Annotated in this window: 26 protein-coding genes, 1 pseudogene and 1 riboswitch; of the genes and pseudogenes, 15 read left to right on the forward strand and 12 right to left on the reverse strand. The window is 67.8% G+C overall.

Going from position 1 to position 24,384, the window contains the following annotated elements; all coding sequences use genetic code 11:
- Positions 1–7 precede the first annotated feature (7 nt).
- The 4 genes and pseudogenes from motA to DA69_RS15080 form a co-directional block, all read right to left on the reverse strand.
- Complete coding sequence (motA, locus tag DA69_RS00400; RefSeq protein WP_003170169.1) at positions 8–877, reverse strand: flagellar motor stator protein MotA; 870 nt, start codon at positions 875–877, stop codon at positions 8–10.
- Between the two features lie 331 nt (positions 878–1,208).
- A complete protein-coding gene (locus tag DA69_RS00405) occupies positions 1,209–3,008 on the reverse strand; it encodes a long-chain-acyl-CoA synthetase (protein WP_025977721.1) in 1,800 nt (599 codons plus the stop codon).
- A 152-nt stretch (positions 3,009–3,160) separates the two neighbouring features.
- Complete coding sequence (locus DA69_RS00410; RefSeq protein ID WP_025977720.1) at positions 3,161–4,474, reverse strand: PQQ-dependent sugar dehydrogenase; 1,314 nt, start codon at positions 4,472–4,474, stop codon at positions 3,161–3,163.
- Between the two features lie 10 nt (positions 4,475–4,484).
- A pseudogene (locus tag DA69_RS15080) lies at positions 4,485–5,055 on the reverse strand (lipocalin family protein).
- Positions 5,056–5,192: 137 nt separating this feature from the next.
- Here DA69_RS15080 and DA69_RS00420 point away from each other — a divergent pair.
- From DA69_RS00420 to DA69_RS14475, 3 genes are all read left to right on the forward strand, one after another.
- Positions 5,193–6,134, forward strand: coding sequence for an ABC transporter ATP-binding protein (locus DA69_RS00420; protein ID WP_025977719.1), 942 nt, complete (start codon positions 5,193–5,195; stop codon positions 6,132–6,134).
- Entirely contained in the window at positions 6,134–6,901 is a 768-nt protein-coding gene (locus DA69_RS00425) for an ABC transporter permease (RefSeq protein ID WP_025977718.1), read from the forward strand. The genes DA69_RS00420 and DA69_RS00425 overlap by 1 nt, the downstream gene beginning before the upstream one ends.
- A gap of 92 nt (positions 6,902–6,993) precedes the next feature.
- Positions 6,994–8,070: a hypothetical protein gene (locus DA69_RS14475; protein WP_064108260.1), complete on the forward strand. Its 1,077-nt coding sequence runs from the start codon at positions 6,994–6,996 to the stop codon at positions 8,068–8,070.
- Here DA69_RS14475 and DA69_RS00435 read toward each other — a convergent pair whose 3' ends face one another.
- From DA69_RS00435 to DA69_RS00445, 3 genes are read right to left on the reverse strand one after another with little or no spacing between them, the layout of a single operon-like run.
- Positions 8,071–8,616 (reverse strand): hypothetical protein, encoded by a 546-nt coding sequence (locus tag DA69_RS00435; protein WP_025976862.1) that lies wholly within the window; start codon positions 8,614–8,616, stop codon positions 8,071–8,073.
- 21 nt (positions 8,617–8,637) lie between these two features.
- Positions 8,638–9,021 (reverse strand): hypothetical protein, encoded by a 384-nt coding sequence (locus DA69_RS00440; RefSeq protein WP_024354541.1) that lies wholly within the window; start codon positions 9,019–9,021, stop codon positions 8,638–8,640.
- Positions 9,022–9,067: 46 nt separating this feature from the next.
- Positions 9,068–9,838 (reverse strand): ribonuclease T2 family protein, encoded by a 771-nt coding sequence (locus DA69_RS00445; RefSeq protein ID WP_025976861.1) that lies wholly within the window; start codon positions 9,836–9,838, stop codon positions 9,068–9,070.
- A 93-nt stretch (positions 9,839–9,931) separates the two neighbouring features.
- On the opposite strand from DA69_RS00445, the gene DA69_RS00450 reads away from it, so the two are divergent.
- Complete coding sequence (locus DA69_RS00450) at positions 9,932–10,216, forward strand: hypothetical protein (protein WP_025976860.1); 285 nt, start codon at positions 9,932–9,934, stop codon at positions 10,214–10,216.
- A gap of 117 nt (positions 10,217–10,333) precedes the next feature.
- Here the strand turns inward: DA69_RS00450 and DA69_RS00455 are convergent, their stop codons facing one another.
- On the reverse strand, positions 10,334–10,996 hold the full coding sequence (locus DA69_RS00455; protein ID WP_025976859.1) for an aspartate/glutamate racemase family protein: 663 nt from the start codon (positions 10,994–10,996) through the stop codon (positions 10,334–10,336).
- Positions 10,997–11,161: 165 nt separating this feature from the next.
- Between DA69_RS00455 and DA69_RS00460 the strand changes: the two genes are divergently transcribed.
- From DA69_RS00460 to thiC, 3 genes are all read left to right on the forward strand, one after another.
- Positions 11,162–11,722, forward strand: coding sequence for a DUF11 domain-containing protein (locus tag DA69_RS00460; protein WP_025976858.1), 561 nt, complete (start codon positions 11,162–11,164; stop codon positions 11,720–11,722).
- A gap of 339 nt (positions 11,723–12,061) precedes the next feature.
- Positions 12,062–12,625: an IPTL-CTERM sorting domain-containing protein gene (locus tag DA69_RS14175; RefSeq protein ID WP_167349620.1), complete on the forward strand. Its 564-nt coding sequence runs from the start codon at positions 12,062–12,064 to the stop codon at positions 12,623–12,625.
- Between the two features lie 44 nt (positions 12,626–12,669).
- A riboswitch (TPP riboswitch) is annotated at positions 12,670–12,778 on the forward strand.
- A 70-nt stretch (positions 12,779–12,848) separates the two neighbouring features.
- A complete protein-coding gene (thiC, locus tag DA69_RS00470) occupies positions 12,849–14,783 on the forward strand; it encodes a phosphomethylpyrimidine synthase ThiC (protein WP_235599182.1) in 1,935 nt (644 codons plus the stop codon).
- Positions 14,784–14,867: 84 nt separating this feature from the next.
- Here the strand turns inward: thiC and DA69_RS14180 are convergent, their stop codons facing one another.
- Positions 14,868–15,914, reverse strand: a complete 1,047-nt coding sequence (locus tag DA69_RS14180) for a hypothetical protein (protein WP_201105625.1) — start codon at positions 15,912–15,914, stop codon at positions 14,868–14,870.
- Positions 15,915–16,375: 461 nt separating this feature from the next.
- Here DA69_RS14180 and DA69_RS00475 point away from each other — a divergent pair, with 461 nt between their 5' ends.
- A complete protein-coding gene (locus tag DA69_RS00475; RefSeq protein WP_025976868.1) occupies positions 16,376–17,233 on the forward strand; it encodes a hypothetical protein in 858 nt (285 codons plus the stop codon).
- 110 nt (positions 17,234–17,343) lie between these two features.
- Here the strand turns inward: DA69_RS00475 and DA69_RS00480 are convergent, their stop codons facing one another.
- A complete protein-coding gene (locus tag DA69_RS00480) occupies positions 17,344–18,012 on the reverse strand; it encodes a DsbA family oxidoreductase (protein ID WP_025976867.1) in 669 nt (222 codons plus the stop codon).
- Between the two features lie 104 nt (positions 18,013–18,116).
- Here DA69_RS00480 and DA69_RS00485 point away from each other — a divergent pair, with 104 nt between their 5' ends.
- Together DA69_RS00485 and DA69_RS00490 are read left to right on the forward strand one after the other, a co-directional pair.
- The gene (locus DA69_RS00485) at positions 18,117–18,899 is read left to right on the forward strand and encodes an RNA methyltransferase (RefSeq protein WP_025976866.1); all 783 of its coding nucleotides are present in this window, start codon (positions 18,117–18,119) and stop codon (positions 18,897–18,899) included.
- Positions 18,896–19,219, forward strand: coding sequence for a YnfA family protein (locus tag DA69_RS00490; RefSeq protein WP_025976865.1), 324 nt, complete (start codon positions 18,896–18,898; stop codon positions 19,217–19,219). Before DA69_RS00485 ends, DA69_RS00490 begins: the two co-directional genes overlap by 4 nt.
- 134 nt (positions 19,220–19,353) lie before the next feature.
- Here DA69_RS00490 and DA69_RS00495 read toward each other — a convergent pair whose 3' ends face one another.
- Entirely contained in the window at positions 19,354–20,055 is a 702-nt protein-coding gene (locus DA69_RS00495) for an NAD-dependent deacylase (protein ID WP_025976864.1), read from the reverse strand.
- Positions 20,052–20,936: a LysR family transcriptional regulator gene (locus DA69_RS00500; RefSeq protein ID WP_064108261.1), complete on the reverse strand. Its 885-nt coding sequence runs from the start codon at positions 20,934–20,936 to the stop codon at positions 20,052–20,054. The genes DA69_RS00495 and DA69_RS00500 overlap by 4 nt, the downstream gene beginning before the upstream one ends.
- 173 nt (positions 20,937–21,109) lie before the next feature.
- Here DA69_RS00500 and DA69_RS00505 point away from each other — a divergent pair, with 173 nt between their 5' ends.
- From DA69_RS00505 to DA69_RS00525, 5 genes are all read left to right on the forward strand, one after another.
- Positions 21,110–22,216, forward strand: coding sequence for an S-(hydroxymethyl)glutathione dehydrogenase/class III alcohol dehydrogenase (locus tag DA69_RS00505; RefSeq protein WP_025977977.1), 1,107 nt, complete (start codon positions 21,110–21,112; stop codon positions 22,214–22,216).
- A gap of 81 nt (positions 22,217–22,297) precedes the next feature.
- The gene (locus tag DA69_RS00510; protein ID WP_025977976.1) at positions 22,298–22,684 is read left to right on the forward strand and encodes a VOC family protein; all 387 of its coding nucleotides are present in this window, start codon (positions 22,298–22,300) and stop codon (positions 22,682–22,684) included.
- A gap of 11 nt (positions 22,685–22,695) precedes the next feature.
- On the forward strand, positions 22,696–23,253 hold the full coding sequence (locus DA69_RS00515; RefSeq protein ID WP_025977975.1) for a hypothetical protein: 558 nt from the start codon (positions 22,696–22,698) through the stop codon (positions 23,251–23,253).
- Between the two features lie 18 nt (positions 23,254–23,271).
- Positions 23,272–24,120, forward strand: a complete 849-nt coding sequence (gene fghA, locus DA69_RS00520) for an S-formylglutathione hydrolase (protein WP_025977974.1) — start codon at positions 23,272–23,274, stop codon at positions 24,118–24,120.
- A 5-nt stretch (positions 24,121–24,125) separates the two neighbouring features.
- Positions 24,126–24,353, forward strand: a complete 228-nt coding sequence (locus tag DA69_RS00525) for a hypothetical protein (protein WP_025977973.1) — start codon at positions 24,126–24,128, stop codon at positions 24,351–24,353.
- Positions 24,354–24,384 lie beyond the last annotated feature (31 nt).

The following is a 24,384-nucleotide window of genomic DNA, read 5'->3' on the forward strand; positions in this document are numbered from 1 at the left end:
CCGCCCGTCAGGCGTCCATCGGCGCGGCGGCCAGGGCTTCTTCCATTTCGGTGAAGGACGGCTGGGCGGTCGAAGGGATGTCGCCGCGCCCGATCTCGACCGAGATCTGGGCCGCATTGCCGTGCAGGTGGGCCACCAGCACCGACTGGATGATCTTGTAGTAGGCGCCTTCCTCTTCGACGATGGCGTTCAGGCGCGAGGCGAACGGCCCGACCAGCCCATAGGCCAGGAAGACGCCCAGGAAGGTGCCGACCAGGGCGCCGCCGATCATGCCGCCCAGCACCTCGGGCGGTTCGGTGATCGAGCCCATCGTCTTGATGATGCCCAGCACCGCCGCGACGATGCCCAGCGCCGGCAGGCCGTCGGCCAGGGTCTGCAGCGCATGGGCGGGGGCCAGGGCCTCGTGGTGGTGCTTCTCCAGCTGCTTTTCCATGGCGTCCTCGATCTGGTGCGGATCTTCGAGGTTCATGGTCATCATCCGCAGGGTGTCGCAGATGAAGTCGGTGGCGAAGTGGTCCTTCAGCACCTTGGGATATTTCTGGAAGATGGTGCTTTCGGCCGGCTTTTCGATGTGGCTTTCCAGGGCGATCACGCCCTTGGACTTCATCGTCTTGGTCAGCTGGAACAGCAGGCTCAGCAGGTCCTTGTAGTCCTGCTTCTTCCACTTCGGCCCGGCGAAGCATTTGCCCAGCCCGCCCAGGGTGGCCTTGATCACCGGCAGGCTGTTGGAGATCAGGAAGGCCGCGATCCCCGCCCCGAAGATCGCCATCAGCTCATAGGGCAGCGAATAGAGGATGGTCGCCATCTTGCCGCCGTGCAGCAGGAAGCTGCCGAACACCATGGCGAACAGCATGACGATGCCGATGATCTGGAACATGGGGCGAGCGGGCGTCCTGCAGCCGAAGGGTCAGACGCCTTATCGCCGTTAATGCTTAAGGGCGCGTTTCGCGAATCCCGGTTCGGCACAAAAAGAAGAAGACCCTCTCCCTCCCCTTCATGGGGAGGGTGGTCGCGCAGCGACCGGGTGGGGAGGGCCGGGCGATGCTAGCCTCAACGTCATCGTGGTCCACGCCGTCATCGCGGCCAACGTCATCCCGGTCTCGACGCTTGCCGGTCCCGGCGTCTGAATAGCCTCGCCGCCCCCACCCGGCTTCGGCTTCGCCTCAGCCACCCTCCCCGGGCCGGGGAGGGAGAAGGGCGGCGCTGCCTTAAAGCCGCGTCTCGCCGCTCAGGATCGCCTCGCGCGCCTGGGCGGTCAGCACCTGATATCCCGCCTCGCCGCCGCGCACCCAGACGGGGCCGTCGACCTTGGCCGGGTCGAAGCCGTCGGCGACCAGGTCGACCTTGCGGTATTTGAAGGTGCCGGTGGTGTCGGCCGACTTCAGCATCCGCACGAACACCGGCCGCGCATAGGACGGCAGCTGCTCATCGGTCCAGGCGGCGAAGGCGGCGGGGTCGAACACGCCGTCCATCACCAGGCCGACCATGCCCGCCTTGCCCTCCTGGCCCGGCACGGCGACGCCATAGGCGATGACCTCCTGTACGCCGGGCGCCTCGGACAGGCGCTGCTCGACCTCGGCGGTCGAGACGTTCTCGCCCTTCCAGCGGAAGGTGTCGCCCAGCCGGTCCATGAAGTAGAAATAGCCCTGCCGGTCCTGGCGCATCAGGTCGCCGGTGCGGAACCAGCGGTCGCCCTTCTTGAACACATCGGTCAGGATCTTCTTCTGCGACGCCTTCTTGTCGGCGTAGCCCGAGAAGTCGTGGCGGATGTCGCTGCCGATCTGGCCGATGGCCTCGCCGGTCTCGCCGACGGCGACGGGCACGCACTGGCCGTTAGGGCCGCGCAGGGGCTCGCCCGTCTCCGGGTCCAGGGCGATCAGGCGGATGTTGATCTGCGACTTCAGATAGCTGGGCACCCGGCCGATGGCGCCCGCCTTGCCGTCGAAGTTGAACAGGGAGACGTTGCCCTCGGTCGAGCCGTAGAACTCCAGAATGTCCTTGATGCGGAACCGGCTCTGGAACTCGGGCCAGACATCGGGGCGCAGGCCGTTGCCGAAGGCCAGCCGCAGCTTGTGGGCCTTCTCGTCCGGATGCGCCGGGCTGTTGACCAGATAGCGGCACAGCTCGCCGATATAGACGAACATCGTCGCGCCCGTCGCCTTCACGTCGGGCCAGAAATGGGTGGCCGAGAAGCGCCGCCGCGTCACCATCCGCCCGCCGTTCAACAGCACCGAACCGACGCCGACCAGCCCGCCGGTCGAGTGATACAGCGGCAGGACGTTGAACAGCACGTCCTTGGGCGTCGAGGCCGTGGCCCCGGCGAAGGCGCGCATATAGGTCCGCACCCGCGAATGCGGCATCCGCGCCGCCTTGGGCAGGCCCGTGGTGCCCGAGGTGTAGATATAGAGGGCGGTGTCGCGGTTGGTCATGCCCTGGCGCAGCGCGCGGTCGGGCCGCACCGAGGAGGCGCTGCGCACGGCGTTGTCCAGGTCGCGGCGGCCGTTCGTCTCGTTCTCCTCGCCCAGGCCGTGGACCCAGATCATCAGATTGCGGTCGACCAGGCCGCGCGCGTCCTCGACCGCCTGCCAGCAGTCCTCGTCCGTCACCACGTTGAAGGCGGTCGAAATGGTCAGGCAGTGGGCCAGGGCCGCGCCGGTCAGATTGTTGTTGATCAGGGCGGTGGCCACCCCGACCTTGGAGAAACCGAACCAGGCCGCCACGTATTCCACGCGGTTATGCATCACCAGGGCGATGACGTCGCTGCGCTTCAGATTGCGGCTCTTGGCCCAGTTGGCGTAGCGGTTCGCCATCGCCTCGAACTCGCGATAGGTCAGCTTGCGGGTCTCGTCCTCGACGGCGACGTTGGGGCCGAACTTGTCGACGGCCTCTTCGATGTCGTCACAGGCCAGGACGTCGCCGTCCAGGGTGATGGGCTTGATGCGCTTCAGAAGCCGGAACAGCCCGCTCGCGAACTTGATGTCACGCCGGATGTTTGCCGCCAGTCCCATAGGTGCGCCGCCTCTTCCCGATTTGCCTTTGCCAAAGGTGATGAACGGCGCGGGGCGGCGGGTCAACCGGGGGCGGGGACGCAGGCGGAGCCGCCGGACGAAAAGGCAAGCTTCCGCGCCGTTTTCAATGACGTAGCGTCAAGCCTGGCCTCTCAGCGCGCGGCGGGCGCCACGCGCCAGACGGCGTCGCCCACGTCATCGGCGACCAGCAGGGCGCCGCGCCGGTCCACGGCGACCCCGACCGGCCGTCCCATCGCCTCGCCCTTTTCATTGCGGAAGCCGGTCAGCACGTCCTGCGGCGGCCCGTCCGGGCGCCCATCGCGGAAGGGCACGAAGATGACCTTGTAGCCGGACGGCGGGTTGCGGTTCCACGAGCCGTGCTGGCCGATGATCGCCCCGTTGCGCCACTGCGGCAGCAGGTCGCCCGTATAGAAGGTCAGACCCAGCGAGGCCGTGTGCGACCCCAGGGCGTAGTCGGGCCGGATCGCCCTGGCGACCATCTCGGGCCGGGCGGGCTGCACCCGCTCGTCGACGTTCTGGCCGTAATAGCTCCACGGCCAGCCGTAGAAGCCCCCCGCCGTGACCGAGGTCATGTAGTCGGGGACCAGATCGTTCCCCAGGGCGTCGCGCTCATTGACCGAGGTCCACAACCGCCCGTCCTGCGGGTTCCAGGCCAGACCGACCGGGTTTCTCAGGCCCGAGGCGAAGACGCGCCGCGCCCCCGTCGCCGCGTCGATCTCCAAAATGGCGGCGCGGTCGACCTCCTCATCCAGCCCGTTTTCGCCGATGTTGGAGTTGGAGCCGACCCCGACATACAGTTTCGTCCCGTCGGCCGAGGCGACCAGGCTCTTGGTCCAGTGGTGATTGCGCCCGGCCGGCAGGTCCGCGACCTTGACCGGCGTGGCGTCGATGCGCGTCTGTCCCGTCCGATAGGGGACTTTGACCAGGGCGTCGGCGTTGGCGACGTAGAGCGTCTCTCCAACCAGAGCCATGCCGAAGGGCGAGGTCAGGCCGCTGAGGAAGACGCTCTTCGTCTCGGCGGTCCCGTCGCCGTCGGCGTCGCGCAACAGGCTGATGCGGTCGGCGCTGGGCCGGTCGCCCGACCCGGCGCGCGCCATCACCAGTCCCTCGATCCAGCCGCGCAGGCCGCCCTTCTTCTCCTTCGGCTTGGCCGGTCCCTGGGACTCGGCGACCAGCACGTCGCCGTTGGGCAGGACATAGAGCCAGCGCGGATGATCCAGCCCCGTGGCGAAGGCGTTGACCGCCAGCCCCGCCGCCGCAACGGGCGCGCGGCCTTGGGGCCAGCCGACGGCCGGGGCGATCTTCACCATCGGCACGCCTTGCGGCTTGGGCGCGGGCAGGTTGGGCGCCGCGCCGAACCCGTCGGTTTCCGGCAGCACGCTTTCGGTGCCGCAGGCCGCAAGCACCATCATCAGGGGCAGTATCAACAGGCGGCGGCGACCCATGGAACGATCCTCAGCGTGCAGGTAGAGCGGGGTATTCGAGTCGACTGACGTCATAGCCCAGTTCTCCGGCCCGCCGCGTCAGGCGGGCGAGCTGGTCGGCGCTCGGGACGTCCCGCGTATAGATGAAGAGCCGATCGAACGTCGGATCGGCCGAGATGAACCAGCTGTAGTCTTCGGCGCGATCCAGCACCCAGTAATCCCAGGTGACGAAGCCCCAGAAGTATCTGACCCGCAGCTTGGCGTTCACGCCCGGATCCAGGATTTGGCCGCCCTTCGATGGCCTTCTCCCGGCCTTCGGGCGTGTCCACCTGGCAGGTGTCGCGCACCGCGACCTGGGCGGGCGGCGAAAAGACGTAGGCGCTGGCGCCGGCGACGCAGCCGTCGGTGATCTTCATCGGCAGACGCGCCACCTCATGCCAACGTCCCGACCAAAGGCGCTCCGCGTCGATGGTCTTGAGCGGCTGAGGCGCGCGCACCGCGCTCATCGGCGGGGCCGTGACGCACGCGGCCAGGCTTGCGGCCAGGGCGATAAGGGGCGTCGCGGCGGCGAGACGGCGGGAAATCGGGGCGGCGAGGGGCATGGCTGTCTCCGTGGAACGAACACAGGTTTACGCGCGCGGTTCCCTGGCGGATGACTTAAGCTCGGCGCGACAGTCGGGAGGGCCTTGAGCGCCTCGCGGGTCACGCCTATCTGCGAAACCACGCCCAGGGAGGTTCCATGCCGCCAGTCATCGCCATCCAGGGCCTGACCAAGACCTATAAGACCGGGCGCCAGGCGCTGAAGCAGCTGGACCTCGAAATCCGCAAGGGCGAGATCTTCGCCCTGCTGGGGCCGAACGGGGCGGGCAAGACGACGATGATCTCCATCGTCTGCGGCATCGTCACCCCGACCAGCGGGACCATCCTGGCCGACGGCCATGACATCCAGTCCGACTACCGCGCCGCCCGGGCCAAGATCGGCCTGGTGCCGCAGGAGCTGACCACCGACGCCTTCGAGACCGTCTGGGCCACCGTCACCTTCAGCCGCGGCCTGTTCGGCAAGCCGCCGAACCCGGCCCACATCGAGCGCATCCTTCGCGACCTCTCCCTGTGGGACAAGAAGGACGCCAAGATCATGACCCTGTCCGGCGGGATGAAGCGCCGCGTCATGATCGCCAAGGCCCTGAGCCATGAGCCCGACATCCTGTTTCTGGACGAGCCCACGGCGGGCGTGGACGTCGAGCTGCGCCGCGACATGTGGGCCCTGGTGCGCCGGCTGCGCGATCGCGGCGTGACCATCATCCTGACCACCCACTACATCGAGGAAGCCGAGGAGATGGCCGATCGCGTCGGCGTCATCCTCGAGGGCGAACTGATCCTGGTCGAGACGACCGCCGACCTGATGCGAAAGCTGGGCCGCAAGACCCTGACCCTGAACCTGCAGGAGCCGCTGGCCGCCCTGCCGGCCGAGCTGGCCGAGTGGCCGCTGGAGCTGAAGAACGGCGGCTGCGAACTGGAATACGTCTTCGATTCGCACGCCGAGAAGACGGGCGTGCCTTCCCTGCTGCGCCGCCTGTCGGACCTCGGCGTCGGCTTCAAGGACCTGAACACCCGCCAGAGGTCGCTGGAGGACATCTTCGTCAGCCTGGTCCACCGCGATCGCGAGGAGGAGGCGGCGTGATGCGTTTCAACGGCCACGGAGTCTGGGCCATCTACCGCTTCGAGATGGCCCGGTCGCTGCGCACCCTGTGGCAGTCGCTGGTGACGCCGGTCATCACGACCTCGCTCTATTTCGTCGTCTTCGGCGGGGCCATCGGCAGCCGCATGACCGAGGTGGACGGCGTCCCCTACGGCGCCTTCATCGTGCCGGGGCTGATCATGCTCAGCCTGTTCACCCAGTCGATCTTCAACGCCAGTTTCGGCATCTATTTTCCGAAGTTCACCGGCACCATCTACGAAATCCTGTCCGCCCCGGTGTCGTCGCTCGAGATCGTGCTCGCCTATGTCGGGGCGGCGGCGACCAAGTCGGCGGTCCTGGGGCTGATCATCCTGGCCACGGCGGCGCTGTTCGTGCCGCTGCACATCCTGCACCCCTTCTGGATGCTGGCTTTCCTGATCCTGATCTCGACCACCTTCGCCCTGTTCGGCTTCATCATCGGCGTCTGGGCGCAGAATTTCGAGCAGCTGCAGCTCGTGCCCATGCTGATCGTCACGCCCCTGACCTTCCTGGGCGGCGCCTTCTATTCGATCGAGATGCTGCCGGAGGGCTGGCGCACGGTCGCCCTGTTCAATCCGGTGGTCTATCTGATCTCGGGCTTCCGCTGGGCCTTCTACGGCGTGGGCGACGTCAGCGTTCAGGCCAGCCTTCTGGCCACGCTGGGCTTCTTCTTCGCCTGTCTGGCGGCGGTGGGCTGGATCTTCAAGACCGGCTATCGTCTGAAGAACTGAAGGCCACGAAAGCGCCGAACTCGGCGCTCACCGTCCTGGCCCTCAAACGCCTTTTCGACCTGATGCGCGCTCGCCTGAGCGCCGGAGACCGAATGTCCGACGCCGACGACAAGACCCCATCGACCGACAACCCGGCGCCGGACGCCGCGCCGCGCGCTTCAGCCCCGTTCCGGCGGGGGCAGATCACCTGGGGCCGCCCGCCCCAGGCCGCCTTCCACGTCGGCCCCCTGCCGCGCGACGAAGGCCTGGCCCGCCTGACCGCCATGCCGCCGCATCCCAAACCGGCGCAACCGAAGCCCGCCCAGGCCCAGCCCGCCCAGCCCCAGCCTGCCCAGCCTCAGCCCGCAAAGCCGACGCCCCCGCTGTCCGCGCCGCGCCCATCGGGCGTCTTCGGCGGCTCGATGGTGCCGCGTCGCCAGCCCGCCCCGACCCCCGCTCCCCAGCCTGCCGCGCCCCAACCCCCCGTGTCCCAGCCGAGCGTCGCCGCCCGCCCGACCCCGCCGCCCGCGCCGCGTCCGGCGGCTGAGGCGGCCGCTCGACCGACGCCCGCCGCCCCGATGTCTGCTGTTGCGCCGTCTTCCGCGCCGCAGCCCGCTACGCGCGCGCCCCAACCGGTCGAGCCTGTCGCTGCGCCGCTGGCCCCGTCTTCAACCAAGCCCCGCTCTCGCTGGCCGCTCTATGTCGGCGTCGCGGCTGCGGCCGTTCTGGTTCCCGTGGCGGTCTGGCTGCTGGCCCGCTCCGGCGCGCAGGACGCCGCCGTGGAGGCGCCCGCCGCCGCGCCTGCCCCGGTGATCGAAGCCCCCGCCGCGCCGGTTGAAACGCCTGCGCCCGCACCGACCGTCGCCGAGGCGCCCGCCGCCGTTGCGGCCGCTCCCACGCCCTCACGCAACGTCAGCCCCGCGTCCGCGCGCCCGGCGCCGATCCCGGCTCGCCCGACGACAAGGGCGCCCGCGCCTTCTGCTCCGTCGCCCGCCATCCCTGCGCCGACGGCTCAGCCGCCCGCCGCCACCCCTGCGCCGATCGTGGTGACGCCGCCTGCCGCGCCAGCGCCGTCTGCGGCGCAGCCGGACGCTCCGGTCCGGTCAGAGGGCCCGCCGCCGACCCAGGCCCGCCCGGCCCAGACCGACCCCAACGCCCCGATCGTCACCCGGCCCCAAAAGCTGGACTGATCAGCGCGCCAGCGGCGGCGCCGTCTGTTCGGCCAGCGGCGGCACGCGGGTGTCGCGCCGCACGCTGTCGGGCATGAAGTCGGGATCAAAGGCGCCGCGCGTCGTCTCAGCGCCCATCTGAATGTACTGGGTGCCATAGATCTGCGGCCGTCCGATGCCCTGCAGATAGCGGTCCAGGCTGGCCGCCGCGATCCAGGCGGCGTCCTGATGACCTTGCGCCAGGGCGGCGGTCGCCAGCACATGGGCCTTCAGGATGTCGTCCGCCTCGCGGCTGTGGTGGAAGATGAAGGCCGCGCGATAGTAGTCAGCGGCCGACCGGATCTCGCCGCGTTCCAGCATGGCCTTGGTCTCGGCCAGACGTTCGGCGTCGGCCATGCCCTCAAGCAGGTCGAGATGATGGTCCTGACGCGCCTTCTGATCGGCGTCGAACAGGGCGGTCAGCGCCGGATTGTCGGCCCGGACCGCTGGCGGATCCTCAGCGCGACCCTGAGGACCGCAGCCGGACAGAAGCAGCGCCGCCGCTGCGAGGGGGATCAGGCGTTTCATGCCCCTCGATAAGGGGAACGGTCACGCTTGGCGCAAGGGCAGATACCCGCGTTCCACCATCCGGCGCAGGCCGTCATAGGCCTCGCTCAGTTCGTCATAGGCGGTGCGGGCGGCGGTCAGGCGGGCGACCTGATCGGGCGTCGCCGGCGCGCCGGATTCCGCCAGGCGCACGGCCTCGGCCCCCCACCGCGCCCGCGCCTGGGCCGTCAGCACCGCCAGCTTCTGAAAGGCGGCCACGTCGACCTGGCTCAGCGCGTGGCCGATCAGTTCGCGGTTGGCGACATAGGCGGCGTAGTCGATCTGATCCAGCAGGCCGCGCAGGCGGCGTTGCTCCTGCGGCTCCATGTCCTCGGGCATGAAGTGGTCGCTGGAACGGCGGCGGGACTGGGTCAGCATGGTCGACATGACGGCCTCGGACGAAACAGCGATCCGCAGCCTGACCCTGTTCTGGTTAACCGGTCGTTTGCACGCCCCGTTGCGCGTCCTGCTGAACGCCCTTGGGCGCCAGCTTCAGCCGCTCGCGGTCCGGCGCGCCCAGCCCGCGCGGGCAGCGCATCGGCCGATAGTCCCTGGAATAGCAGAGCCGCGCCTCGCGGAACCAGCCGTCGGTGGTGGCGATGAACACCCCGTCGCGCGGGAAGCCCGGATTGGCCGCGACAAAGGCGTCGCGGATGGCCCCGGCGGTCAGGCGCTGGGTCGGAATGGCCTCCAGATCCGGCTTGTTCAGCCCGTCCCACATCTTCGCGGCCTGCGCGAAATAGGCCTCGGGACTGTCCCAGCCGCAGGTGCCGTGCGCCGCCCACTCATGCTGTTGCAGGCTGGGCGAGGGGATCATGCAGAAGTGCCGCCGCACCGTCTCGACCGCAATGGCCGGGCCGGGCGCGGCGCAATAGCGCGGGTGCTTGTTGTCCGCCCCATTGGGCCACAGGCCGTGCAGGGTCAGGCCGAACTGATTGGCGGCGCACTGATAGCGGGCGTCGGGATAGTCCTTGCCGCTGCGGCAGGCCTGCGGCGACCAGCTGACCGCCAGCATGTTGAAGGCGACCGCCACGTCGGCGGCGACCTCGTCCTGCGGAATGCGATAGGGGCGCGCCGGGCGCAGGTCGTCCGGCACGTCGCAGACGGCGCCCGCGACCTGGGTCGGTTCAGGCTCGGCTCCGGTCGAGACGGTGCAGGCGCCCAGCAGGAGCGTCAGGGCGGCTAAGGCGAAGGGAATGCGCATGGCTCACCCGTAAACCCTGCGTGATCCTCGGCCAAGGCGGAACCCGCGCACGGCCCCGGCCATTGATAAGCGTAAGCATAAGAGGATGAGTCCATGCCCGATCAAGACGCCTTTGAAGTCGCTCTGGAAGAGGCCATCGCCCTGTTTGAGCAAGGCGAAAACATGAATCAGGCGCGGTTCGACGAACTGATCGCCGAACTGGAGGCGCGCCGCCCCGCCCTTCACGCCGTGGCCGAGGACGACCCCCGCGCCGAACGCGCCCGCGAGCTGGAGCGCCGCGCCGCCGAGCTTGAGCATCGCGCCGCCCAGGGCCACGGCCAGATGGACGAGGTCAACAGCCTGCTGTCGCCCCTGATGGGCAAGAAGTCGGAGACCTGAGCCTGCCGAAGACGCCGTCATCCCGGCCTTGAGCCGGGACCGCCCAAAGCGCCGCCGTCAGAGCGTGCGGCGGTTCGGTACAGCCCTCGGGGCTTCGGGGATGACGGCGAGACCGCCTTATCGACAGGCCGCGACGCAAGCCTGCGCCAACACCTCGGCGGAATCGATCAGCCGCGCGCTGACATCGGCCTGATCCAGCAGCAGCGGCACCTCGGTGCAGCCGCCGATCACCGCCTCGGCGCCCGCCGCGATCAGGCCTTGCGCCAGATCACGCATGGCCGCCCGCTGTCCGGGGCCGACGTCGCCCGCCTTCACCGCGAACACCACCTGCATGAACCGTTCGCCCTCGGCGGGGGAGGGGGCGACCATCGCCAGCCCCTCGGCCGCCAAAGCCTCGACGTAGAGCCGCATCCCGCCCGGCGTCGCCAGCACCCCGACCCGCCGCGCCCCGGTCCCGGCCGCCGCCCTGGCCGTTTCCGCCACCATGTCGATGAAGGGCAGGCCCGCCGCGCGGATGGCGCCCGCATGGGCGTGGGCCGTATTGCACGGCATGGCCAGCACCTGCGCCCCCGCAGTCTTCAGCGCCTGCGCCATTTCGCCCAGCGCCCGCCCCGCCGCCTCGGGCTGGGTGTGACGGTTCGGGACCTGAGGATTGATGTCGGCGATGACGCGGATGTGGTCTTCATCGACGCTGGCCGGCGTCAGCGCCTGCACCCGCGCCAGAAAAGCCACCGTCGCGGCCGGGCCCATGCCACCCAGCACCCCCAGAACCTTGCTCATCTTGATCTCCCGGCGGCGCGTCCGCTTCAGGCGGCTCTCATGCGGTCGGAAGGCGTGCAAGGTAAAGCCCGCCTGCGCGGAACAGTCTTTGAAAACCAACGATTATCATTGACTGATCATCGATTACCTTGTTCGACGCAGTCAGTTTGTTGAAAGTGGTGCGATATGAAATTTCTGGCCGGTCTTGCTCTCGGGCTCCTGTTCTCCCTGGGCGCAACCGCCGCGGCGGCGCAGAACCCCGATGTATCCGTCACATTGACGGCCAGCCCTCAGTCGCCAAAGCCGGGCGACAGGATCACGTTTCGAGCCGTGGTCACCAATAGCGGTCCGGGACCAGTCACTGATTTAGAGGCGGAGATATGGCTGCCCGCCGGGCTGACGCCGAGTTCAGTCAGCACCAACGCCGGAACGATCATTACTTCGAACACGACGGGCGGGCTTGTCGACAATGTCACCCTTGGCGACGGGGAGGGGTTTACCCTGATTACGGAGGCAGTGCTGCCGTCCGGCGCCGTGCCGGGAACCGTCTTGACGGGAGTGGCGGAGGTCAGGCCCAGCGCGCCGGATCCTGATCCGACCGACAACCGCGCCACGGCGACGGCGACGGTCGGCAGCGTCGCGCCTGCGCCCGTTCCGACCCTGACCGAATGGGCCATGATCCTGCTGGGCGTCCTCTTGGCGGGCGGCGCTGTGCTGCAACTGGAGCGCCGTCGACGCGCCGCCTGAAGGGATGGGCGGGCGAAAATGATTATTGTTCGATAAAGAGCGTTAACAGGCGACCGGCGGCGGAACCAACCTCGCAGCCGGGGGTTCAGCAATCGGACACGTCGGACGCCCCCCCAACCCGACGAAGTCTGTGGCGGCCCGGCCTTAACGCCCCCCCGACTGAGAAGCCGGGCCGCCCCCTCTCTCCCTCTTGCCGCTGCTTCGCCGCCTTCAGGCCGCCTCACCGCGCGACACCGAAAACTCAGGGTTCGTCATTTTTCTTGTCGCCGAACCTAGCTTGGCCGTTGACCCTGCTGCACCTGCATGAGACCCGTTCGGCGTTGTTGTTGGGTGGGGCGTATGCGTTGTTCTGGACTGCTTTTTGCGGGCCTGCTTTCTGTGGCTGCGACGACCGCCGCCGCCCAGAGCGCTGATCTGGCCGTCACCATAACCGATTTCCGAAGCCAGAGATTAAGCGGCGGATTCTCGGAATACAGCATCCCAGTCAGCAATTTGGGCCCTGATGCCGCGAGCAATGTCGTCCTGACCAACGCCCTGCCGAGCACCCTAGCGCGGCTGAATTTAGACTCGCCCGCGTACGGGACCTGTTCTGCAGGCGCGTATAACGTTCCAGGCGAGACAATCGTCTGCAACATACCCACCTTAGCGGCTGGGCGAACAGCCTACTTCAGATTTGAAACCGTCCTGTCCGGTTCGGCGACCGGTACGGTGTCCAATACCGTGACGGTGTCTTCGGACACGCCTGATCCCAACCCTGCCGACAACGCGGCCACTGACACCGACATCATTGTCGGCGCCCCTGCCGCAGTCCCCACCCTGACCGAATGGGCGCTGATCCTGTTCGGCAGTCTCCTGGCGGGCGGAGCGGCCCTGCACCTGCGCCGCGGCCGTCAGGCCGCGTAAGAATTCCCTCCGGTTGCCCTTGTCGCTGGGGCAGGCTAACCTGCGGATGTTCTCCGGGGGGTCGCGATCGAGCGGCTGAGATTGGCGTAGGCGCCTGACCCGTCGAACCTGATCCGGGTCATGCCGGCGAAGGGACGAGTTCACCGCTTTCGACGCCCGAAGTCCGGCGCCCGAAGGCGCTCATACCGCGCCGGCGGACCTCTTCTCGCAGGAGGCCGCCACAATGAATATCCACGTCACCGACACCCAAACGCCGACCGAGGCTCAAGCAGCGAGCGACCGCGTCGCGAGCGATAGCCTCCCTCTCAGCGAAGCGCGCCAACAAGTCGCCGCCGAGCACGGCACCATCCCCACCGGCCCTCGCGCGGGCGGCCGCAAGGTCTATGTCGCGGGCGAGCTCTTCCCCGACATCCGCGTCCCCTTCCGCGAGGTCGCCGTCCACCCCTCGGCCAATGAGCCGCCGGTGACGATGTATGACTCGTCGGGCCCCTACACCGACCCGGCCGTGACGATCGACATCAAGAAGGGCCTGCCCAAGGTCAAATCCAGCTGGCAGCTGGATCGCGGCGACATCGCCCCCGTCGCCAACCCTCGCGAGGTCAAACCCGAAGACAACGGCCACGCCAGCGGCAAACACCTCGCCCCCCGCTTCGACACCTCCAACCATCAGGTGTTCAAGGGCGTCCCCGGCCGCCCCGTCACCCAGTACGAATACGCCAAGGCGGGCGTCATCACGCCCGAGATGGAATACGTCGCCATCCGCGAGAACCTGCGCCGCGAGCAGAACGCGCCCTGCATCCGCGACGGCGAGGACTTCGGCGCCTCGATCCCCGACTTCGTCACGCCCGAGTTCGTGCGTCAGGAAATCGCCCGCGGCCGCGCCATCATCCCGCACAACATCAACCACCCCGAAGTCGAGCCGATGATCATCGGCCGCAACTTCCTGGTGAAGATCAACGCCAACATCGGCAACTCGGCCGTCCTGTCCAGCGTCGACGACGAGGTGGACAAGCTGGTCTGGGCCACCCGCTGGGGCGCCGACAACGTCATGGACCTGTCGACGGGCCGCAACATCCACAACATCCGCGACTGGATCATCCGCAACTCGTCCGTCCCCATCGGCACCGTCCCCATCTATCAGGCGCTGGAGAAGGTGAACGGCGTCGCCGAGGACCTGACCTGGGAAGTCTTCCGCGACACCCTGATCGAACAGGCGGAACAGGGCGTGGACTACTTCACCATCCACGCGGGCGTGCGCCTGCCCTTCGTGCCGATGACGGCCAAGCGCGTGACGGGCATCGTCAGCAGAGGCGGCTCCATCATGGCCAAGTGGTGCCTGGCCCACCACAAGGAGAGCTTCCTCTACGAGCATTTCGAGGACATCTGCGACATCATGCGCGCCTATGATGTCAGCTTCTCATTAGGCGACGGCCTGCGCCCCGGCTCCATCGCCGACGCCAACGACGAGGCCCAGTTCGCCGAACTGCGCACCCTCGGCGAACTGACCAAGATCGCCTGGGCCAAGGGCTGTCAGGTCATGATCGAAGGCCCCGGCCATGTGCCGATGCACAAGATCAAGGCCAACATGGACGAGCAGCTCAAGCACTGCCACGAGGCGCCCTTCTATACGCTTGGCCCGCTGACCACCGACATCGCCCCCGGCTACGACCACATCACGTCCGCTATCGGCGCGGCCATGATCGGCTGGTTCGGCACGGCCATGCTCTGCTACGTCACGCCCAAGGAGCACCTGGGCCTGCCCGACCGTCAGGACGTCAAGGACGGCGTCATCACCTACAAGATCGCCGCCCACGCCGCCGACCTGGCCAAGGGCCACCCCGGCGCCCGCGCCCACGACGACGCCCTCTCCAGAGCCCGCTTCGAGTTCCGCTGGGAAGACCAGTTCAACCTCTCCCTGGACCCCGAGACCGCCCGCAAATTCCACGACGAGACCCTGCCGAAGGAGGCGCACAAGACCGCCCACTTCTGCTCCATGTGCGGCCCCAAGTTCTGCAGCATGAAGATCAGCCAGGACATCCGCGACGCCGCCAAGGCTCAGAACGACGCGGGCGCCAGCCTGACGGACGCCGAGGCGGGCATGGCCGAGATGAGCGCGAAGTTCCGGGCCGGGGGCGGGGAGATTGAGGTGAAGGTGTAAGAACTGGCAGCTTTTTACGCGTAGTTCACCGTGACGGCAGTAGCGGCCCGACTGAAGGTGGCCGGGCCGCTACACCCTAGTTCCCTACTTTAACCGCGGCGCCGGCTTGGCGGCGGTCACTAGCTTCGGGCTTAACGCTGCTATCGCCTGTTGCGCCTTCAACCCGCCCACAGATCCATCGGCAACCTTCGTGCTCAGATACTTAGGCATCTTGTCCGGCAGGTAGGTTTTTCGAACCCAAGAACGGAATTCAGGCAAAGCTTCATCCGGATACACCCACGCATCCTGCGGATTTGAAAGCGCTTGGGGGAAGTTCGATGGGTAGTAATGCGGCACCTTCGTGCGCGACCCGTACACGTTATCCAGGTTGCCGCTCGACCAGTGCCTACCCCAGTGCTGGCCTATGCTGAGGTCCGGAATAAACTTATCTCCAAGCTCAATGCCTTGCTTTATAAGCGTGACGATAATGTCAGATATCTCTTTGAAGACACTGAAATAACCATCTGGAACCTGGTGATAGTTTAGCGTGACGCGGTCATGAAATTGTTTCCACGCTACCTTTGACGTTCCATCGGGATTGTATCCGACTTGGGCGTAAACGAAATCGTTGAAACCCTTTCGAGCTAATACGCGGTAGCTTTTGGCAGCTTGGTCATTTTCGCCTCGCGCCTCGAATGCGTAATATTCAAGGACGGCCATACAAACAGGGCCGGGGACGATGTGGTGGATCGTGCCAGCGCGTAGCACAGCCTGAAATGCAACGCTGTCGTCTACTCCCTGCACTCGAACCAATTCTCGAATCTTGGCTTCGCGAGGCTTGATCGGGACGGCATCCCAGTCGTTTGTAATTCTTACGATTTGTGAGTGATCGACGCCGCACATGGATGCGAGGCCGCGCAAGTTCAAATAGGGAGTGCCGTCAGAGAGGACGCCCATTCCGACGCCATTAATTTCCTGCTCAACCGCTACTTCCAAGCTCAATTCGAGCTGCGCCTCTTTGGTGCCGAGAGTTACTTCGTTCATAGATTTTTCTTTCCAATTCAGTTTGTTAAGGCGGTGCTGAACTGGACTGGAAAGCGACGCATCCCCCATGTAGAAATGAGGTCGCTCGATACGGACTTCCCAGTCCACGGTGCCCTAGCTGCATAAGCGCAGCGAGGGCACTATTCTCATTATAGCACACCTCTTAAATATGGCCAAGGTTTGTGCTCTGAGCTCGTGAGAGCGGACCTATGCCCACCCCCGTCCTCCTCGCAGGGCCGAACGGCACCGGGAAGACCACCTTCATCAACGGTTTCCTGCGCGAACGCGCCGAGAAGTTTCACTTCGTCAATCCTGACGAGGTGTCCCGCCCCTTCCTTTCGTCATCCTCCGGCAAGCCGCGACTTCGCGGCGCAGACCGGGGGACCCAGCGGCGCGCGAGAGCGCGAAACGGCCACGCGCCGCGCCCGCCACGAAGATCGCCTACGGCGCCGCTGGGTCCCCCGATCTCGCTCCGCTCGTCGGAGGATGACGAAAGGAAGAGGCGGCTCCCCGTCCGATCCTGACGCACCCGTCCTGCATCCTCCGCCTTTCAGGCAGGAGGCGGCGCGATGGACGATCAGGCTTCGGGCGGGCGGGAGAAGGACTGGTCCGAGAAGGATTGGCCCGAGAAACACTGGCATGAGGAGGCGCCGCGCATCATCGCCTCCGGCCGGTGGGAGCAGGACGAGTACGGCGACACCACCTACATCCCCGACCATGTGCGGCCCTCGACCGCCGAGCGGGCCGAGACGCCCCCTCCAAACTATGATGACGCCCTGCGCGGCCATGACGACGAAGACCCGGCGCCGCGGGACGGCTATCGCGTGCGCTCCGAGGCGACCTGGGCGGCGGCGCGGCGCGACTATCTGGCCGGGGATACGGCCGAGGCCGTCTGCGACCGCTATGGGCTGAAGCTGGGGACGCTGCGGTCCCGCGCCGCGCGCGAGGGCTGGCGCCGCTGCGACGCGGGCGACCCCGACACCTGGCCTGACGAGGACGATCCGGTCGAGGATGCGGCGTCGGACGCCCCCGATCTGGCGGCGATGGCGGCTCAGGCCCTGATGCGGCTGAACCGGGCGGTGCGGCGCGGCCGGGCGGCCGAGGCGGCGTCGTGGCTGCGCACCTGGCGGGCGCTGACCGACCCGGCCCTGCTGGCCGCCGCCGAGCCGGGAAGCCCGCCGCCTGCGCCCGAACCGGACCCGCTCGACACGCTGGAAGCCGACATGAAGGCGGTCGCCGCCGTCGCTCGCGACGCCGCCCGCCTGGCCCCCGACGACCTGCTGGGCCGCCGCGCCGTCGAGGCCCGCCTCGCCGCCCTCAGCGCCCGCCTGACGCCGGAAGGGCGGGCGGTGATTTCAGACGATTCAGACGAATTGGACTCTGTTTTTCCCGATCCTTCTCCCCTTGTGGGAGAAGGTGGCCCGTAAGGGCCGGATGAGGGGTCGCTCACCGGCCGATACATGGGGCGGACACGGCGTCGCCACCCCTCATCCGTCCGGCTTCGCCGTCCACCTTCTCCCACAAGGGGAGAAGGAAACTAGGCCTTGCCCGCGATCTCGCGCAGGGCGTTGACGAACACCTGCGTCGGCTGGCCGCCGGAGATCAGATATTTGTCCTCCACCACCACGGCGGGGACGGAGGTGATGCCTCGCGCGCGCCACAAGGCCTGCGCCGTGCGCACCTCCTGCATGTAGCGGCCCGAGGCCAGCACCTCGGCCGCCTCGGCGCGGTCCAGCCCGGCGGCCTCGGCGGCTTCGGTCAGGACGCCGGCGTCCGAGACGTTGCGGCCTTGCGTGAAGTGGGCGGCGAACAGGGCGTGCTTCAGCGCCGCCTGCTTGTCCGGCGCGGTCAGACCGGCCCAGTGCAGCAGGCGGTGGGCGTCGAAGGTGTTCCACATGCGGCTGTCGTCGCGGAAGTTCATCTCGACCCCGACCTCGGCGGCGCGGGCGGTGATGGCGGCGCGGTTGGCGGCCGACTGTTCGGGGGTGGAGCCGTATTTGCGGGCCAGGTGCTCGCCCATGTTCTCGCCTTCGGGGGCGATGTCGGGGTTCAGCTCGAACGGCTGGAAGGCGATGTCGGCGGCGATCCCTTCGCCCTCCAGACGCTCCAAAGCCTGTTCGAGCCCGCCCAGCCCCACGGCGCACCACGGGCACATGACGTCGGAGACGAAGTCGATCTTCAGCGGCTTGGAGGCGGGCGCGGTCATGGCGGCGGCTTTCGGAAACAGGAGGTGTCCCCGGGGATATGGGCGCGGCGAAGAAGGAGGCAAGCGCGCTTCTCGCGCCGGGGCAGAAGGATTACACAGCGCGCATGAGCGAACTCACCCCTCCCGTCGTCGTCCTCGACAAGTCCCAGATGGCCGACAATATCGGCGCGGTCGCCCGCGTCATGGCCAATTTCGGCCTGTCCGAGCTGCGCCTGGTCAGCCCGCGCGACGGCTGGCCCCAGGAGCGCGCCTGGGCCACGGCGTCCGGCGCCGACTGGGTGCTGGACGGGGTCAAGGTGTTCGACAGCGTGGCTGAGGCCATCGCCGATCTGCACACCGTCTTCGCCACCACCGCCCGCCCGCGCGAGACGCGCCAGCCGGTGCGCACCCCGCGTGAGAGCGCCCGCATCCTCTATGACGACACGGCTTCGGGCCTGAAGACCGGTCTGCTGTTCGGCGGCGAGCGGGCGGGGCTGGAGACCGGCGACATCGCCCTGTGCGCCGGGATCACGACGATTCCGATCGACCCGAAGCACCACTCGCTGAACCTGGCGCAGGCGGTGGCGATCAACGCCTATGAGTGGCGCACCCTGATCCTGGACGCCCCGCCGCCGCGTTTCCGCGAGGGCGAGCCGCCCGCGTCGAACGACCTGCTGCTGGGGATGTACGAGCATCTGGAGGCGGAGCTGGACAACGGCGGCTTCTTCTATCCGCCCGAGAAGAAGCGCTCGATGAGCCAGAACCTGCGCGTCATGCTGGGCCGCGCCGCCTTCACCGAGCAGGAGGTCGCCACCATGCGCGGCGCCATCCACGCCCTTTCTAAAGGGCGGGGGCGGGTGCTGGCCAAGCTGGCGGCCGAGAAGGCGGCGGCGAAGAAGGGGGAGTGAAGCTCGCCCTCGTCTATCCCCTGGCGGCCCTGGCCGAGATCGGCGGCTGCTTCGCCTTCTGGGCGTGGCTGAAGCTGGATCGTTCGCCGTGGTGGCTGGCGCCGGGCGTGCTCAGCCTGATCGCCTTTGCGTGGCTGCTGACGCTGGTCCCGGCCGAGGCGGCGGGGCGGGCGTTCGCGGCCTATGGCGGGGTCTATATCGTCGCGTCGCTGGCGTGGATGGCGCTGGTCGAGAAGACGACGCCGGACCGCTGGGACCTCATCGGCGGCGCGGTCTGCCTGATCGGCGCCGCGATCATCCTGTTCGGGCCGAGGGGGTAGTGTTCTCTTATCCGCCGTCATCCTCGGGCTTGACCCGAGGATCGGGTTGTCCGCCTGCGGCCGGTTGGAAAGCATGAGCGCACCGCTTCCCTTGATCCTCGGGTCAAGCCCGAGGATGACGGTGAGGGGGAGCCTTACAGCGTCCCGAAGAACCCCGGCACGGTCTCGCTGGCGGGGCCGTAGACGCCCTCGTCGAACAGGCGCGCGCCCTGCGTCGGCTCCAGGTTGATCTCCACCGTCCGCGCCCCGGCCATACGCGCCAGCTGGACGAAGCCCGCCGCCGGATAGACCGCGCCCGAGGTGCCGATCGAGACGAACAGGTCGCATCGCGCCAGCGCCGCTTCGATCCGCTCCATCTCCAGCGGGATCTCGCCGAACCAGACGATGTGCGGGCGCAAGGTGCCGCGCGGGTGATGCGGCGAGGCGTGGGCGGGCGCCAGGTCGCCGGCCCAGTCGCAGACGACGCCCGAGGCGGTGCAGCGCGCCTTCTTCAGCTCGCCGTGCATGTGGATCAGCTCGAAGCCCGGTGCGGGCGGCGTGTCCGCGTGCGCGCGGTCGTGCAGGTCGTCGACGTTCTGGGTCACCAGCAGGAACTCGCCCGTCCAGCGCGCCGCCAGATCGGCCAAGGCTCGGTGCGCGGCATTGGGGTGGACGGTGGCCAGTTGTCGCCGTCGCTGATTGTAGAAGTCCTGCACCAGGGCCGGGTTGGCCGCGAAGCCTTCGGGCGTCGCCACCGCCTCGACGCGGTGTCCCTCCCACAGACCGTCCGAGGCGCGGAAGGTCGGCACGCCGCTCTCGGCCGAGACGCCGGCGCCGGTCAGGACGACAAGGTTCATGCGGGGCTCCTTTGGGCGAGACTTTCGTGCAGCCAGTCGATCATGGCGTGGACCTTGGGCGGGACGTGGCGGGGGTGGGGGTGGACGGCCCAGACGCCTTCGTCGGGCGGGCGGGCTTCGTCCAGCAGGGAGAAGAGGGCGCCGCTGGCCACCGCCTCGGCGACGTAGAAGTCGGGCAGCTGGCACAGGCCCAGCCCTTGCAGCGCCGCGTCCAGCACCGCCGCGCCGGAGTTGCAGCGCCAGCGGCCGGTGGGGCGAAGGCTGACCTCGCGTCCGGCCTCGGTGAAGCGCCAGTGCTCGGCCGAGCCGATCAGGCCGTCGTGGCTGGCGATCTCGGACAGGTCGCGCGGGGCGCCGCGCCGCGCCAGATAGTCGGGGCTGGCGCACAGGATCAGCCGCCGCGAGGCCAGCCGCCGCGCCATCAGCCGGGAGTCGGTCAGGTGGCCGAAGCGCACCGCCAGATCATAGCCGTCGCCGACCAGGTCGCGCAGGCGGTTGTCCAGATCCAGCTCGATGCGCAGTTCCGGGTTCTGGCGTGCGAAGGCGTTGACGGCGGGGGCGATGAACCGCTCGCCATAGGAGACCGAACAGGTCATGCGCAGCAGGCCGCGCGGGGCCTGATCGTCGGGCTGGACGGCGGCCAGGGCCTCGTCGCGTTCGTCGATCAGGCGGCGGCAGCGGGCCAGGAAGTCGCGGCCTGCGTCGGTCAGCTCGACCCGGCGGGTGGTGCGGTGAAGCAGGCGCGTCTGCAGCCGATCCTCCAGCCGCGCGATCTCGCGGCTGACGGCGGATGTGGACAGGCCCAGCCGCTTGGCGGCGGCCGAGAAGCTGGCCTGTTCGGCGACAGCGGTGAATTCGTCGATCCCGTCCCATCGGCTCATGGGGACGTTCGATCATGATTGTTGCAGTAGGGCAATAATGTTTTGCGGTTGTCGCCATATCCGCCCCGCCGCGACGGGCGTAGAACGGACGCAAATCACTACTCAAGCCTTCTGTCCCTCAAGCAGCGAGCCGCCGTGCGGCGAGCGTTAGGGACCTCCCAAGGATCAAGATCATGAAAACCCGCGCCGCCGTCGCCTTCGAAGCCAAACGCCCGCTTGAGATCGTCGAGGTTGATTTGGAAGGGCCGCGCGCCGGCGAGGTGCTGGTCGAGATCAAGGCGACCGGGGTGTGCCACACCGACGCCTATACGCTGGACGGCCTGGATTCCGAGGGCATCTTCCCGTCGATCCTCGGCCACGAGGGCGCGGGCGTGGTGGTGGAAGTCGGGCCCGGCGTAACCTCGGTCGAGGTCGGCGATCACGTGATCCCGCTGTACACGCCGGAATGCCGCCAGTGTAAGTCGTGCCTGTCGCGCAAGACCAACCTGTGCACCTCGATCCGCGCGACCCAGGGCAAGGGCCTCATGCCCGACGGCACCTCGCGCTTCAGCTACAAGGGCCAGGCGATCGCCCACTACATGGGCTGCTCGACCTTCTCGAACTATACGGTGCTGCCCGAGATCGCCCTGGCCAAGATCCGCAAGGACGCCCCGTTCGATAAGGCCTGCTACGTCGGCTGCGGCGTGACCACGGGCGTGGGCGCCGTGACCAACACGGCCAAGGTGACGCCGGGCTCCAACTGCGTGGTCTTCGGTCTGGGCGGCATCGGCCTGAACGTCATTCAGGGTCTGAAGATGGTCGGCGCCGACAAGATCATCGGCGTCGACATCAACAACGACAAGGAAGAGTGGGGCCGTCGCTTCGGCATGACGGACTTCATCAATCCGAAGAACGTCTCCGACGTGGTGGCCGAGGTGGTGCGCCTGACCGACGGCGGCGCCGATTACACCTTCGACTGCACCGGCAACACCGACGTCATGCGCCAGGCGCTGGAATCCTGCCACCGCGGCTGGGGCGAGAGCATCATCATCGGCGTGGCCGAGGCGGGCAAGGAGATCGCCACCCGTCCGTTCCAACTGGTCACCGGCCGCGTCTGGAAGGGCTCGGCCTTCGGCGGCGCGCGCGGCCGCACCGACACGCCCAAGATCGTCGACTGGTACATGGACGGCAAGATCGAGATCGACCCGATGATCACCCACACCTTCGCCCTGGAAGACATCAACAAGGCCTTCGACCTGATGCACGAAGGCAAGAGCATCCGTTCGGTTATCGTCTTCTAAAAGAGCGTTGCCAAACGAAACTAAGGCCGCCTAGCTTGCGGCTCCCGGCCAGCCGGCCGGGAGCACAATCGGGAGAAGACCATGTTCACGCACGTCACCCTGGGGGCCAACGATCTCGAGGCTTCGCACAAGTTCTATGACGCCGTGCTGGGCGCCTTGGGCCACCCGCCGGGCACGCTGAGCGAAGCGCCGATGCCGGGCGTCTGGTATATGACGCCGCGCGGAATGCTGGGCGTGGTCAAGCCGCGCGACGGTCAGGCGGCCTGTCACGCCAACGGCGGCACCATCGGCTTTGCGGCGGCCAGTCCCGAGGCGGTCGTCGCCTTCGCCGAGGCCGGAGTGGCGGCGGGCGGCGTGGCGATCGAGGATCCGGCCGGCCCGCGCAACAGCCCCTTCGGCGTGCTGCACCTGGCCTATCTGCGCGATCCGGCGGGCAACAAGATCTGCGCCGTTCACCGGCCGGGCTGAGGGCTGAAGCGATGAAGACCAGGGCGGCTATCGTGTCGATCATGAGCGTTGCGGCGGTCGCGGCGCTGGCCGCCTGCACGCCGCGCGGGGGCGAGACGCCGCCCCCGGCCGAAGCGTCCGCGCCGGCCTGGGTCCGCAAGCAGGTGGTGCTCTATCTGCCCGACCGCCTGATGAAGGCGCGGATCGAGGTTTCCGACCTCTCGCCCTATCTTCTGCGCGTTGAGGAGGCGGTCAGCGCCGCCGCCACGGCCCAGCCGACGCAAACGGGCGCCTCGGGCATGATGCTGCTGATGATCAAACCGGGCGAACGCTCCAGGGCCTGGGTCGTCACCGGCGAGCCGCCGATGCAGCCGGAGGTCGTCGCGGCTCTGACGGCCGCGGCCGAGGCCGTGAAGGCGCCGCCCGTGCGCCAAGGGCCGATCCTGGTGGGTCTGCAGTTCGACGCCTGGGGCGGCGGCGCCCCGCCCGAAGGCGCGGTCGCCCCGATCCCGCGCGACTGGTACGCGCATTTCTCCGAGGACGGCGGCGTCCTCGACGACGACTTCATGGCCAAGGTCTGGCCGGACTGATCTTCAGGAGTAGAGCTTATGGAAACGGTCAAGAGCCACGTCGTTCACGGCGGAACGCTGCGCTATCTGAAGCACGACAGCGCGACGACGGGCACGCCCATGACGCTGTCGGTCTTTGTGCCTGCTGGCGAGGGGCCGTTCCCGGTCCTGATCTGGCTGTCGGGGCTGACCTGCACCGAGGACAACTTCACCACCAAGGCGGGCGCCTATAAGGCCGCCGCCGAACACGGCGTCATCATCGTCGCGCCCGACACTTCGCCGCGCGGCGAAGGCGTGGCCGACGACGCCGCCTATGACCTGGGGCAGGGCGCGGGCTTCTATGTCGATGCGACGCAAGCGCCGTGGGCGCCGCATTTCCGCATGGAAAGCTATGTCACGGGCGAGCTGATCGAGCTGATCGACGCCCAGTTCCCGACGACGAAGACGCGCTCGATCTTCGGCCATTCGATGGGCGGGCACGGGGCGCTGACGCTGGCGCTGCGTCATCCGGAACTGTTCAAGTCGGTCTCGGCCTTTGCGCCGATCTCGTCACCGACGCGCTGTCCCTGGGGCGAGAAGGCCTTTACCGCCTATCTGGGCGAGGATCGGACGCAATGGGCCAAGCATGACGCGGCCCTGCTGATCGAGGGCGGGGCGGCCCAAGATGCAGATGGAAACCGCGTGTTCGACGACATTCTGGTGGATCAGGGCGACGCCGATACCTTCCTGACCGATCAGTTGAAGCCGGATCTGCTGACGGCGGCGGCGCAAAAGGCCGGTCAGGGGCTGACCCTGCGGATGCAGCCGGGCTATGACCACTCCTACTTCTTCATGGCCAGCTTCGTGGACGACCATGTGGCCTTCCACGCCAAGCGGCTGAAAGCCTGAGTAAAATGACCGACGCCGCCCCCGATTTCGATTCCATGTTCGCCGACCTGTGCAACCAGGTCGGCTTCTGCCTGCATGAAAAAGGGCAGAAGAAGGTTATCGCCGCCCTGCCCAAGGGGCTGGACGCCGCCGTGCGCGCCGTCTTCGCCGCCGAGGGCGTGGACGAGCCGAACGCGCCGGGCGACCTGAAGCGCGCCGTGCGCGACTGCATCAAGGCCCACGTGACGCGCTGAGCGCGCTTTTGCACGACGAATGACGCAGACT

Source organism: Brevundimonas naejangsanensis (assembly GCF_000635915.2).
Taxonomy (GTDB): domain Bacteria; phylum Pseudomonadota; class Alphaproteobacteria; order Caulobacterales; family Caulobacteraceae; genus Brevundimonas; species Brevundimonas sanguinis.

Coding starts and splice junctions, on each gene's coding strand:
- motA (WP_003170169.1), bottom strand. CDS start 877: ATGTTCCAGATCATCGGCATCGTCATGCTGTTCGCCATGGTGTTCGGC.
- DA69_RS00405 (WP_025977721.1), bottom strand. CDS start 3,008: ATGGGACTGGCGGCAAACATCCGGCGTGACATCAAGTTCGCGAGCGGG.
- DA69_RS00410 (WP_025977720.1), bottom strand. CDS start 4,474: ATGGGTCGCCGCCGCCTGTTGATACTGCCCCTGATGATGGTGCTTGCG.
- DA69_RS00420 (WP_025977719.1), top strand. CDS start 5,193: ATGCCGCCAGTCATCGCCATCCAGGGCCTGACCAAGACCTATAAGACC.
- DA69_RS00425 (WP_025977718.1), top strand. CDS start 6,134: ATGCGTTTCAACGGCCACGGAGTCTGGGCCATCTACCGCTTCGAGATG.
- DA69_RS14475 (WP_064108260.1), top strand. CDS start 6,994: ATGTCCGACGCCGACGACAAGACCCCATCGACCGACAACCCGGCGCCG.
- DA69_RS00435 (WP_025976862.1), bottom strand. CDS start 8,616: ATGAAACGCCTGATCCCCCTCGCAGCGGCGGCGCTGCTTCTGTCCGGC.
- DA69_RS00440 (WP_024354541.1), bottom strand. CDS start 9,021: ATGTCGACCATGCTGACCCAGTCCCGCCGCCGTTCCAGCGACCACTTC.
- DA69_RS00445 (WP_025976861.1), bottom strand. CDS start 9,838: ATGCGCATTCCCTTCGCCTTAGCCGCCCTGACGCTCCTGCTGGGCGCC.
- DA69_RS00450 (WP_025976860.1), top strand. CDS start 9,932: ATGCCCGATCAAGACGCCTTTGAAGTCGCTCTGGAAGAGGCCATCGCC.
- DA69_RS00455 (WP_025976859.1), bottom strand. CDS start 10,996: ATGAGCAAGGTTCTGGGGGTGCTGGGTGGCATGGGCCCGGCCGCGACG.
- DA69_RS00460 (WP_025976858.1), top strand. CDS start 11,162: ATGAAATTTCTGGCCGGTCTTGCTCTCGGGCTCCTGTTCTCCCTGGGC.
- DA69_RS14175 (WP_167349620.1), top strand. CDS start 12,062: ATGCGTTGTTCTGGACTGCTTTTTGCGGGCCTGCTTTCTGTGGCTGCG.
- thiC (WP_235599182.1), top strand. CDS start 12,849: ATGAATATCCACGTCACCGACACCCAAACGCCGACCGAGGCTCAAGCA.
- DA69_RS00475 (WP_025976868.1), top strand. CDS start 16,376: ATGGACGATCAGGCTTCGGGCGGGCGGGAGAAGGACTGGTCCGAGAAG.
- DA69_RS00480 (WP_025976867.1), bottom strand. CDS start 18,012: ATGACCGCGCCCGCCTCCAAGCCGCTGAAGATCGACTTCGTCTCCGAC.
- DA69_RS00485 (WP_025976866.1), top strand. CDS start 18,117: ATGAGCGAACTCACCCCTCCCGTCGTCGTCCTCGACAAGTCCCAGATG.
- DA69_RS00495 (WP_025976864.1), bottom strand. CDS start 20,055: ATGAACCTTGTCGTCCTGACCGGCGCCGGCGTCTCGGCCGAGAGCGGC.
- DA69_RS00500 (WP_064108261.1), bottom strand. CDS start 20,936: ATGAGCCGATGGGACGGGATCGACGAATTCACCGCTGTCGCCGAACAG.
- DA69_RS00505 (WP_025977977.1), top strand. CDS start 21,110: ATGAAAACCCGCGCCGCCGTCGCCTTCGAAGCCAAACGCCCGCTTGAG.
- DA69_RS00510 (WP_025977976.1), top strand. CDS start 22,298: ATGTTCACGCACGTCACCCTGGGGGCCAACGATCTCGAGGCTTCGCAC.
- DA69_RS00515 (WP_025977975.1), top strand. CDS start 22,696: ATGAAGACCAGGGCGGCTATCGTGTCGATCATGAGCGTTGCGGCGGTC.
- fghA (WP_025977974.1), top strand. CDS start 23,272: ATGGAAACGGTCAAGAGCCACGTCGTTCACGGCGGAACGCTGCGCTAT.
- DA69_RS00525 (WP_025977973.1), top strand. CDS start 24,126: ATGACCGACGCCGCCCCCGATTTCGATTCCATGTTCGCCGACCTGTGC.